The sequence below is a fragment of the Tenacibaculum profundi genome (assembly GCF_052050075.1).
Classification (GTDB): Bacteria; Bacteroidota; Bacteroidia; order Flavobacteriales; family Flavobacteriaceae; genus Polaribacter.
The window spans coordinates 1,290,486-1,302,013 of sequence record NZ_CP197225.1 but is presented as its reverse complement, the minus strand read 5'-3'; the positions used below and the strand labels follow the sequence as shown (position 1 = coordinate 1,302,013).

Annotated in this window: 8 protein-coding genes; 4 read left to right on the top strand and 4 right to left on the bottom strand. The window is 29.8% G+C overall.

The genetic code is table 11. The features are described 5' to 3' along the window. Nucleotides 1-40: 40 nt before the first annotated feature. The 3 genes from ACSIGE_RS05170 to ACSIGE_RS05160 form a co-directional block, all read right to left on the bottom strand. Nucleotides 41-889 carry a hypothetical protein gene (locus ACSIGE_RS05170; protein ID WP_440881715.1) on the bottom strand — a complete coding sequence of 283 codons (849 nt, stop codon included), beginning with the start codon at nucleotides 887-889 and terminating at the stop codon, nucleotides 41-43. Between the two features lie 164 nt (nucleotides 890-1,053). Further along, the gene (locus ACSIGE_RS05165) at nucleotides 1,054-2,037 is read right to left on the bottom strand and encodes a hypothetical protein (protein WP_440881714.1); all 984 of its coding nucleotides are present in this window, start codon (nucleotides 2,035-2,037) and stop codon (nucleotides 1,054-1,056) included. 89 nt (nucleotides 2,038-2,126) lie between these two features. Next, complete coding sequence (locus tag ACSIGE_RS05160; RefSeq protein WP_440881713.1) at nucleotides 2,127-3,116, bottom strand: hypothetical protein; 990 nt, start codon at nucleotides 3,114-3,116, stop codon at nucleotides 2,127-2,129. Nucleotides 3,117-3,310: 194 nt separating this feature from the next. Here ACSIGE_RS05160 and nadC point away from each other — a divergent pair, with 194 nt between their 5' ends. Beyond that, nucleotides 3,311-4,174, top strand: a complete 864-nt coding sequence (gene nadC / locus ACSIGE_RS05155; protein WP_440881712.1) for a carboxylating nicotinate-nucleotide diphosphorylase — start codon at nucleotides 3,311-3,313, stop codon at nucleotides 4,172-4,174. 265 nt (nucleotides 4,175-4,439) lie between these two features. Then, nucleotides 4,440-6,542, top strand: coding sequence for a M3 family metallopeptidase (locus ACSIGE_RS05150; protein ID WP_440881711.1), 2,103 nt, complete (start codon nucleotides 4,440-4,442; stop codon nucleotides 6,540-6,542). 96 nt (nucleotides 6,543-6,638) lie between these two features. Here ACSIGE_RS05150 and ACSIGE_RS05145 read toward each other — a convergent pair whose 3' ends face one another. Beyond that, entirely contained in the window at nucleotides 6,639-8,744 is a 2,106-nt protein-coding gene (locus ACSIGE_RS05145; protein ID WP_440881710.1) for a M43 family zinc metalloprotease, read from the bottom strand. A gap of 230 nt (nucleotides 8,745-8,974) precedes the next feature. On the opposite strand from ACSIGE_RS05145, the gene ACSIGE_RS05140 reads away from it, so the two are divergent. Together ACSIGE_RS05140 and hisS are read left to right on the top strand one after the other, a co-directional pair. Then, entirely contained in the window at nucleotides 8,975-9,916 is a 942-nt protein-coding gene (locus ACSIGE_RS05140) for a YihY/virulence factor BrkB family protein (RefSeq protein WP_440881709.1), read from the top strand. A 225-nt stretch (nucleotides 9,917-10,141) separates the two neighbouring features. Then, on the top strand, nucleotides 10,142-11,506 hold the full coding sequence (gene hisS / locus ACSIGE_RS05135) for a histidine--tRNA ligase (protein WP_440881708.1): 1,365 nt from the start codon (nucleotides 10,142-10,144) through the stop codon (nucleotides 11,504-11,506). Nucleotides 11,507-11,528: the final 22 nt, after the last annotated feature.

Genomic DNA, 11,528 nt, shown 5'->3' with positions numbered 1-11,528 from the left:
ATCAACGATTTCAGTGTGTCATAGGAAATAATTTAGCTGCTTATAAAGCATTTTTGTAATAGTATATTTCACCTGTAATAGCATATTCAATGGTCATTCCAATAGCAACTCCGAGAGAATAACTACCAAAATCGTTGCCAAATACTCCTCTAATAATATTGGGTTTTCCAGGAGAAATAAAAACAGTTCCACGCCTGGAACCAACTTGAGGTTTTTGAAGTTTTAGTTTTGCGTTTTTTGCTTTTAATAGGTTTTTAGTAACTAGTTTTCGATGGTAGCTATATGAAAAATTATCGACATCTTCTATAGAGAACTCATTTCTATTAAATTTAATGTGTTTATTATCAAAGGAGTAATATCCGGCCATTTTACATTGATAACTTATATTAGGAAAGTCTATTTCAATTAAACTATTGTATTTTAATATTTCATTTTTTACAAATTTAATCTCTTTTATCATTAGACGCCGATAAGCTAATAATTTTGGAAGCTCTTCTGAAATGTGTATCTGTGCGGGATGCGATAAGACATTCAGGTTGGTGTGGATTGTAAATTTATTATAATGTTCTAGTAAGTTCCTTAAAGATTCTTTTATATCTAGTATGTAAAAAAAACGATTTTTGTAGAACAAATCGGCTTCACTATTTCCATTGGGGTGTAAATAAGGGGTTGGCATTTGTTCTACTTCAGGGAGTTGAAATCCCTTTTTCGTCCCTTTTACTTTTGAAAAAATAATTTTTTCACGTTGCTTTAATTTGTTTTCTGTCTTATCGAGCCGTTTATTTATTTTAAAAGTTTCACGCTCTTCAGGGGAGAAGAGTATTTGTGTATCGTCTTGACATCTGTAAATACTTACAATCATCAAAATAATTACTGTTGTTTTATTCATATTTGATAAGTTTTAAAAATAGTTGAAAAGAGGAAGGGAATTTTATTAAGTCGAATTTAGTTTTCTTAATATATAAAATAAAGATAGAATTGTGATAATTTTTATAACAGTCTGGAAACTTTATTGAATTTTCCAAAATATTTTTTAGACTATAAAATCTAATTCTATATTGAATTTTTATAATAATAGATCTTGCCCGAAATAGCATATTCAATGGTCATGCCGATAGTAGCTCCCAAAGCATACCCTCCAAAATCATTTCCTAGTGTTCCTCTTATAATATTTGGTTTCCCTGCATTTACAAAGACAGTTCCTCTTCTCGAGCCAACTTCAGGTTTTTTAAGTTTTAGTTTTGGATTTTTTAATTTCAAAAGATCTTCGTTAACTATTTTTTGGTGAAAACAATAAGAGAAGTTGTCTATGTCTTCGATTGAAAATTCAAACTGATTATACAGAAAGTGAGAGTTATCATAGGAATAATATCCTGCTTTTTTATGATTAATACTTACGTTTGGGAAGTAAGTATTAATTCTAGAATTATAGTTACTTATTTCATTTTTTACAAAATCAATTTCCTCAGAAACAACGTTTCTCAACTTGATTAGGTTCTTAATTTCAGTAGAATTGTGTATTTGTGCTGGATGGGATAAAAAGTTTAGATTAGTCTTGATTGTAAACTTATTATAGTACTCAATTAAGTCTCTTAGGGTTTCTTGCATTTCAAGAATTCGAAAGAAAATATTTTTAAAATATAGATCAATACCACTACTCCCGTTTGGATGTAAAAAAGGAGAGGGCATTTGTTCTATTTTGAATACAGGGAGTTTATTTCTAAAATCTTTTGAATTACGACATGAGCTTCCTTGTTTAATAAGAATATTATGTAGGTCTTGTAAGGTGGATAATTGTTTTATTTTTTTTGAAAACATGCTCGTTTTTTTTTGAGCTTCATAAAAAAGAGTATCAGTGTTTTCTTGCTTTTTTAGCATCAAGTCATTTTGGCAGGAGTAAAATAAGGACAGTGTAATGAGTATATGTGTTATTTTCGCTGTTATATCTACGATTATAAGGTGGTTGATCGTTTTATTTATTTTATATGATTTTTTATTAATATTATTTAATAATGAGGAGTGTAGTTTTGATTTCATATGTTATGTTAACGTTGTATCTTAATACAAGAGAGCGTTATTTCTAGATTTAATTTTTTAAAAGAATAGTAAAATAAATATGATTTTTATTAGTCGCATCTATACACGTTTCTATAGTGATATATTCTACCAGTTATTGCGTACTCAATGGCCATTCCGATAGCTACGCCAAGAGAATAACTTCCAAAATCATTTCCTAGTGATCCTCTTATAACATTTGGTTTTCTGGAATTTAAAAAAATAGTGCCTCTTCTTTTGCCTACTTCTGGTCGATGAAGATGAAGTTTAGCATTTTTTTCTTTTAGAACATCTTTGGTGATGAATTTTTTATGGTAAGAGTAAGAGAAATTGGAAATGTCTTCAATAGAAAATTCAGATTCATTATAGCTAATATGAGAGTTGTCAAAAGAATAATATCCGGACATTTTTCGTTGATGGTTCACATCAGGAAAGTATAAATTAATTCTCTGGTTGTAATAATTTACATGCTCTTTGACAAAAGTTATTTCGTCTATTGCAATTTGCCTAAATTTAGTAACTAATATAATATCATCGGTTTGTGGTAAGGTATTTGGGTTTTTCAAGATGGTTAAATTGAGTCTTATAACTAATTTGTTATATCCTTCTATTAATTCTCTTAAAGTTTCTTGCATTTCAAGAATATTAAAAAACATGTTTTTAAAGAATAAGTCGTCTTTGCTATTGCCATTTGGAGGTAAAAAAGGGGTGGGCATTTCATCTATTTCTGGTGTTGGAATTCCTTTTTCTGATTCTTCTAATAATTTTTTTAAGTTTTCTTGCATTCTATCAAGACTTATGAATATTGGATTTTTAACACTTGTCTTTTCTTTATCTCTTTGAGCGTTTGAAAAAGAGTGATTTGAAAGGCTTTTCTTTTTGTGAAAAGAAAGATTTTGTATTTTATTTGCGAGTGTGTGTATTTCATTTTTTACTGCTTTGAAATCAATATTGAGTTCAATGTCATTTTCTGCTAAATAATCGGTGTTTATATCATTTTGACATCCATTTAATAGAAAAAGTGTAATGTAAATAAATACATTGTTTAGCTTGAAATTCATTTTGTGTTGTATTTAATTTTAGGGGCGCGAAGCTAGTGAATAAAAGCTTTTATCTGTTTTTTTAAATAAAAATAACAATAAAGGTCTTTTTTGTTTGAAAAATTATTTTTTTTGCTTTTGTAAAGGTATATGGGGATTAAATTCTTTAAAATTTTCTATTAAAAAGTTTACTTTTACCCGAACAATTTAACACTATGATATCTAGAGAACAATTTAATAAAGAATTAGATTTAATTATTGCAAATGCAATTAGAGAGGATGTGGGTGAAGGAGATCATACATCATTATCGTGCATACCAAAAGAGGCAAAAGGAAAAGCACAACTTTTAGTAAAAGATGAAGGGATTATAGCAGGGGTAGAATTTGCTAAAAAAGTATTTGATTATGTTGACAAATCAATAAAAATAGAAATCCTTAAGCAAGATGGGGACAGAGTTAAAAGGGGGGATGTAGTTTTGTATGTTTCTGGAAACTCTCAGTCGATACTAAAAGGAGAACGTTTAGTTTTAAATGCTATGCAAAGGATGAGTGCAATTGCAACAAAAACACGTTTTTATACAGATTTACTAAAAGGAACAAATACAAAAGTTTTAGATACTAGAAAAACTACGCCAGGTATAAGAGCCCTAGAAAAATGGGCGGTAAAAATAGGAGGAGGAGAAAACCATCGATTTGCTCTATACGATATGATAATGATAAAAGATAATCATATTGATTTTGCAGGAGGAATAACACAAGCTATAACAAAAACAAAAGCGTATTTAGCAGAAAAAAAATTAGATCTTAAAATTATAGTTGAAGCAAGAAACCTTGATGAAATTAGAGAAATACTTGATAATAAAGGGGTTTATAGGGTGTTGATTGATAATTTTAATTTCGAAGATACTCGAAAAGCAGTTAAGTTAATCGGCGATTCTTGTCTAACGGAATCATCTGGAGGTATTAATGAAGAAACAATCAGGAAGTATGCAGAATGTGGTGTTAATTTTATTTCATCAGGAGCAATCACTCATTCTGTATCTAATCTAGATTTAAGTTTAAAAGCAGTAGAAGAGTAATTAAAATAAAATTATATAGTTTTTAAGCTTAGAAAAAATCCATGTGACAGTGGGTAGCAAATAGTAAAAATGATTTCTTAAATAGTGTTCCTTAAGATAGGCGTTAAGATGTTAACAAATTCTTGATGTTTGTTTTTTAGTTTATATAATAAAAATAGTATTATTGTTGTGAAATTAGAAGTTTTCCCCAAATTTTATTGAATAACTAATGAAAGGATACTTAATACCGTTATGAATAAAAGTATCCATTAATCCTTAAGGAAAGATGAAAAAATACATTCTTTTTACAACTTTAACCTTTATATTAAGTTGCAAAACAAATAACAATTCAAAAGAGTCCGTAGTCATGGAAAAGATTGAAAATCCATTATTGGTAAAAAGTAATTTAGATTATGAGGCACCTGATTTTAGGAAAATAAAAAATAAGCATTTTATGCCGGCCATTATAAAGGGAATGGAGTTACAGAATAACAAAATAAGTGAAATAGTAAAGAATAAAGAGAAACCGAATTTTGAAAACACAATTTTAGCCATAGAAGAGAGTGATTCAGTTCTAGATAGAGCTATTTCAGTTTTTTATGCTTTAGCGGGTGCGCATACAAATGATACAATTAAGCAGATTCAGAAAGAATTAGCTCCGAAGCTATCAAATCATCAAGATGAGATATTACTTAACACTAAATTATTTGATAAGGTAAAAGTAGTGTACCAAAATATAGAGAATGTAAAATTAGACGAAGAATCAAAACATTTAGTAAAAGAATATTACAAGAACTTTGTTAAAGCAGGAGCGAACCTTGCCGAATATAAAAAAAAGGAATTAAAAAAAATTAATGCAGAGTTAGCTAGTTTATCAAATGACTTTGGAAAAAAACTATTGAATTCAAGCAAAAAGGGAGGACTCGAAGTAACTAAAAAAGAAGATTTGGTAGGCTTATCTGAAGATAAAATTGCTTCTTTGGAGAAAGAAGGAGTTTATTCAATTCAACTAATTAATACCACTCAACAGCCATTACTACAATCTTTAGAAAATAGAGATACAAGAAAAGCTTTATTTGAAAAGTCAATACATAGATCGGACATTGGAAACTTTCAAACAAATGAATTAGTAAAAAAGATGGTTAAGCTTCGCGCAAAAAAAGCAAATATTTTAGGATTTGAAAATTATGCGAGTTGGAGTTTACAGGGTACAATGGCTTCAAGTCCAGAGAGGGTTTTTAAGATGTTTGATGGGTTGATTTCAGGTTCTTTAGAAAAGGTTAAATCAGAGGTAAAGGAGATTCAAAAAGAAATTGATAAAGAAGGAAAAGGTTTTAAATTAGCTCCTTATGATTGGAGTCACTATGCAGAAAAAGTACGTAAGTCAAAGTATAGTTTAAATGAAAATGAAGTAAAACAATATTTTGAACTAAATAATGTCCTAGAAAAAGGTGTTTTTTATGCAGCGACAAAGCTATACGGTCTTTCTTTCAAAAGACGTACGGATATTCCAGTCTATCATCCAGATGTATTAGTTTACGAGATTTTCGAGGAAGATGGTTCCAAGTTAGGGTTATTTTATGGGGATTTTTTTGCACGCGATAGTAAAAGAGGAGGTGCTTGGATGAGTTCGTTTGTTAAACAATCTAAATTAAGAAATCAAAAACCAGTTATTTATAACGTTTGTAATTTTCCAAAACCGGCAGAAGGTGAACCAGCTCTAATTAGTTTCGATAATGTAGAAACAACTTTCCATGAATTTGGACATGCTTTACATGGTTTTTTTGCAAATCAAAAATACGAATCAATCTCAGGAACAAGCGTTGCCAGAGATTTTGTAGAATTCCCATCTCAGTTTAATGAAAATTGGGCAACGCATCCTCAAGTATTAAATAACTACGCAATCCATTACCAGTCTGGAAAGGTGATTTCAGATGCGTTACTTAAAAAGATAAAAGATGCCGGAACGTTTAACCAAGGGTATTCTATGATTGAAAACTTATGTTCCTCTAATATAGATATGCAATGGCACACCATCACTGAAGATACAAACATTGAAAGTGTAGCGAAGTTTGAGGAACATGCTCTAGCTAAGATGAATTTGGAAGTCAAAGAGGTTCCTCCTAGATATAGATCGACTTATTTTGCGCATATATTTAGTGGCGGTTATGCTGCAGGATATTATTCTTATTTATGGACAGAAATGTTAAGTCATGATGCTTTCGATTGGTTTAAAAATAATGGATTGTTAAACCGTCAAAATGGACAAAAATTTCGAGAAGATGTTTTATCAAAAGGAAATACAATGGATTATGCAGAAATGTATAAAATATTCGCGGGAAGAGATCCAAAGTCTGAACCAATGTTGAAAGCAAGAGGATTGAAGTAAATTTGGCGATTACAATAAAAAAATATTGATCTAATAAAAAAGCGTTTTAAAATTATCATTAAATAATTTTAAAACGCTTTTTTAATTACTTGCTCGTTATAGTTTTACAAAGGATTTAGCATTTTTCTTATTGTTATTTAAGATGAAATGGTATATTCCTGGCTTTAATCCAGATATATCAATAATCGGAGAGTATTTTAATTTACCTTTCATTTTTACTTGCCCCAATGTGTTAATAATTTCAAAAACAGAATTCATAGGGGAAAAATTTGTTTTAATATTAATAGAATTGGTTGCTTGACTAGGAAATAATGTGATTTTATCCTTTTTGTTGAGTAATTTATTCGATTTTACCAAAGATAAATAGTTGTCATTTAGAATGTTTTGACTTTCCCTAGGTGAATAGTCTGACTCAGACGAAATAATAACAAAATAATCTTCAATTTCACCAGCGTCAAACTCTCCACATCCAGTGGCAGCTTTTGAGTCTGTTCGATAAGCTATTCGCATAGGGTAAATTTCTCCAAAAGGAAGGTCTTTTGAAAGCTTTATAGTTATTTCTTTACGAATGTAATTTGTGTTATATTGATCATGAAAAATAGTTGGGGGTGTGAAATGAACTCTTTCATCTTGTGTAAATGAACCATCCCAATTATAGTCAATAAATACAGCAAAGCTATAGTCCATTGAGTAATTCTCAGCTCCAATGTACAATGAATTTTCTGCATCAGCTTTAAATGTAAGGAGTGTATTCCACAGAAAATTAGAGTAAAATTGGTCGTTGTAATTCGAATAATTCATCATATTGACATCATCATTAACCATTATTTCTGAAATGTGGCCAGCTTTGTATTCGATGTCATCATCGTAATCGTTATTATCATATTGGTTTTCAGTATCATTTAATTCGGAAATACCAGTTTCACATGGTGTATAATGAAGGTTGTCTGGGATATATATAAAAGAATTATAATTAACTTCATTTTTATTACGGCATACTGCTCCAATTTGTATTTCGTGTATGGCACCAGGCTCCAATTGATCTAAAACAGCCTTTGTTTTTCCATCTTTAACAGTTTTTGTATGTTCATTTCCATTTTCCGATTTATATTTTATAATATATTCATAACTGTTAAAAGGTGCATCCCATTCAATCCAAACTTTGTTGTTTATTTCGACAATTTTTCTGTAGTTTTCAACAGTTCCACATACTAGTTCTTTATCAGATTCAGCCAACTTTCTTCTTGCACCACCGTCATCAAAAACAGTTCTCATTCTTTGTTTTTGTCCTTCTGTAAAAATACTCATCACTTCGTCATCAGAGTAGTCCATGAAGTTTTCTATCATATCTAAAGAACCGCATGACATATGGCTTTTTTGGATACCATAATTGGGAGCGTCTGAATTCGGAGTATCTGCGACAAAATCATCTTCTCTACAATCACCATCGCCCCAGATATGACGTAAGTTCAAATAATGACCAATCTCATGGGTTAAGGTTTTACCGAATTCTCTTGTAGGTTTTAAATCAAAAGATGAATTCCAACGTTTATTTCCAAAGCATTTTACATTTACAACAACACCGTCGGTACTAATATCTCCTCCGGGAAACTGAGCATAACCATATAAATTCTTACCTAAGTTAACTACCCAAATGTTTAAATATTCTTCTGGATTCCATGGAGAAACACCACCTTTTGATGTTCTTTTAATATCATTGGTTTTATCAGGATTAAAATAATAAAACCAATTAGTCTTATCTGTTTTTTTTCTTGTTATTCCGTTTGTTTCTTTGCCGTTGGGATCTACTTTGGCTAGATAAAATTCAATTTCAGTATTTGCTGCTTGAGGCCATTTGTTTATTGTTCTTAGATAGGCAAAGTCTCTATTTGTAGTTGTTATCTGAGATTTTATTTGGGCGTCACTTATGTTTTCTGATTCTTCATTATATAGTATATGAACCACAACAGGAATTCTGTAAACATCTCCAGCAATTTTTTGTTGCTTTTCGTTTTTTTGTTGCTTTTTGATATTTTTTCGAGTGAATGTCTCTATTATTTCCATTCTTTTCTTTAAGAAAGGATCTTTTGATTGTTGGTATTCAAGCATTTCCATTGTAGCGCAGTAGCCTTGATTTTTTTGAGCGTATAAAACAACTGGAAAGCACACTAAAAGTAGTGCAATTTTGATAGATTTTATCATTTGTATTTGTTTGGTTAGTAGAATTCACTAACATAAAAAAAAATTATTTATTTATTCTAATTCCTACCTAATTTTTGTTTTTTGGTATCTTTTTTGGTTATAATATGGTTTTAATGGATTAAAGATTATTTCAAATAAAGTGAACTAGCATGTCAATAATTCTTATTTTTATAAACGTGTTTATTCAAATTCTAAAAAAATAAAATAAGAAGCTTTAGATGAACCAAACAATGTCAAAAAAAATAGAAAATAGTTTAAGTAAGATACCCGTAATTAATGTTGTTTATAATTTTATAAAAAAAATTAGAATTCCTGGGTTAGAAGGAATGTCTCTATATGATGTTCTTGAAATGTATGGATTAGGAATTGTTAAAGGGGCACTAACTACAAGAGCTGGTGGTATTGCTTTTAGTTTTTTTATGGCTATTTTTCCTTTTTTATTATTTATTCTTACACTAATACCCTACATACCAATTGAAGGTTTTCAGGAAGGATTGTTTTCTTTAATAAAAGAGGTATTACCTCCAAAAACCTTTGATGCTGTGGATAACGTTTTACATGATATTCTGAATAATCAATACGGAGGCTTATTATCTTTCGGTTTTCTTGTTTCTGTTTTTTTAATGACCAATGGAGTAAATGCCATCTTTGGAGGCTTTGAACATTCATACCATGTACAGGAATATAGAAGCATTATTAAAGCTTATATAATATCTCTAGGAGTATCACTATTAATGTCTTTTTTTCTGATTACAACTGTTGTAATGGTAATTCTTTACCAATTTGCACTAGCAAAAATAAATGAAAAAGGTTGGTTTAATACAAAAGATCTAGATCTGTTTTATATTGGTAGGGGTATTTTATTTTTGATTATGATTTTTACTACTATTTCACTTTTATTTCGATATGGTACTAAACAAGGTAAAGAAGTTAAGTTTTTTTCTGCAGGAGCTATTTTGACTACTGTTGTTTCTGCTTTTTCATTTTATTTATTTGGTATTTATGTAATTAAATTCGCAAAGTATAATCAATTATACGGATCCATAGGGACTTTATTGATTTTAATGCTTTTCGTTTGGTTAAATGCTATAATATTACTGTTGGGATTTGAGCTAAATGCAACGATTTATCAGTTAAAACGACAAAATAAAGCTTCAGATATTCCTAATTAATTCTCATATTTGCATGTTTAAAAACATTTTGTCTGGATTTAGATTCATAAAACAATTTTTACGTAAATGTTATCTTGATTTAAATTAAAAGTAGTTTAATCAGATTATGCTCTTTTAATTATAAAATTCTTGATTTTAGAAATAGATCTAGTATGGGGAGTTATATGAATTAGCATTTTATAAATTATAGAATTAAAAAAATCAAGACAGGCAATAAAAGTAAATATGAAACAAAGTATACCAAAAGGAACCAGAGATTTTTCATCAACCGAGGTAGCAAAAAGAAACTATATTTTTTCTGTTGTTAAGAAGTCATTTGAAAATTTTGGTTTCCAGCCAATAGAAACTCCAAGTTTTGAAAATTCTTCAACACTAATGGGAAAGTATGGTGATGAAGGAGATCGTCTTATATTTAAAATATTGAATTCAGGTGATTTTCTAAATAAAGTAGAAAGTAAGTTATTAGTTGAAAAGAATAGTAAAAAAATAACTTCACAGATTTGTGATAAAGCGTTGAGGTATGATTTAACAGTGCCTTTTGCAAGATATGTTGTTCAACATCAAAATGAAATTACTTTTCCGTTTAAACGATATCAAATACAACCTGTTTGGAGAGCTGATAGACCGCAAAAAGGACGATTCAGAGAGTTCTATCAATGTGATGCAGATGTTGTTGGAAGTTCATCTTTATTACAAGAGGTCGAGTTTGTACAATTATATGATGCTGTTTTCGATAGACTTGGATTGAAGGGTACTACGATCAAGTTAAATAATAGAAAAATTTTATCAGGAATTGTTGAGGTAATCGGAGCAAAAAGTAAATTAGTTGATTTTACGGTTGCTTTAGATAAGCTAGACAAAATAGGTAAGGAAGGTGTTGTCGCCGAAATGTTAGAAAAAGGAATCTCTCAAATAGCAATTGATAAGGTGGCTCCGCTATTTAATTTTAAAGGAACTAATGAAGATAAATTAACATCATTAGAGCAAATGTTGATAGATTCTGAGGAAGGATTAAAAGGAGTCGAAGAGTTAAAATTTATTGTAAAATCAATCAAAGAGTTAGGGTTGTTTTCTGCTAGTCTAGAAATCGATGTTACGTTAGCTAGAGGATTAAATTATTATACAGGCGCAATTTATGAAGTTGTAGCTCCTAAAGAAGTAAAAATCGGGTCTATAGGTGGGGGTGGCCGATATGATGATTTGACAGGAATCTTTGGCTTACAAAATGTTTCTGGGGTTGGAATTTCTTTCGGATTGGATAGGATTTATTTAGTAATGGAAGAATTGGGGTTGTTTAAAAAAGTTGAATTGCCAAAGCCCAAGATTTTATTTTTAAATTTTGATGAGTCAGAGTCCCTAGAGAAAGTAAAGGCTGTTAAAACTCTTAGAGAAAACGATATCAAGTCTGAAATATATCCTGATATTGCCAGTAGTAATAAACAGCAAAAAAAACAATGGAAATATGCAACAACCAGAGAAATCCATTTTGTTGTAACTAGTATAAAAGATAATAAACTTACAATTAAAAACATGCAAACCGGCGAACAAAGTTTCCTTGCAATACATCAATTAATTGATTTGGTTAAATAATAGGAGAATGTCGTATCTTTGC

Excerpts from the sequence above, each read along its gene's own strand:
- ACSIGE_RS05140 (WP_440881709.1), top strand. The coding sequence starts at position 8,975 with ATGTCAAAAAAAATAGAAAATAGTTTAAGTAAGATACCCGTAATTAAT.
- ACSIGE_RS05160 (WP_440881713.1), bottom strand. The coding sequence starts at position 3,116 with ATGAATTTCAAGCTAAACAATGTATTTATTTACATTACACTTTTTCTA.
- hisS (WP_440881708.1), top strand. The coding sequence starts at position 10,142 with ATGAAACAAAGTATACCAAAAGGAACCAGAGATTTTTCATCAACCGAG.
- nadC (WP_440881712.1), top strand. The coding sequence starts at position 3,311 with ATGATATCTAGAGAACAATTTAATAAAGAATTAGATTTAATTATTGCA.
- ACSIGE_RS05145 (WP_440881710.1), bottom strand. The coding sequence starts at position 8,744 with ATGATAAAATCTATCAAAATTGCACTACTTTTAGTGTGCTTTCCAGTT.
- ACSIGE_RS05170 (WP_440881715.1), bottom strand. The coding sequence starts at position 889 with ATGAATAAAACAACAGTAATTATTTTGATGATTGTAAGTATTTACAGA.
- ACSIGE_RS05165 (WP_440881714.1), bottom strand. The coding sequence starts at position 2,037 with ATGAAATCAAAACTACACTCCTCATTATTAAATAATATTAATAAAAAA.
- ACSIGE_RS05150 (WP_440881711.1), top strand. The coding sequence starts at position 4,440 with ATGAAAAAATACATTCTTTTTACAACTTTAACCTTTATATTAAGTTGC.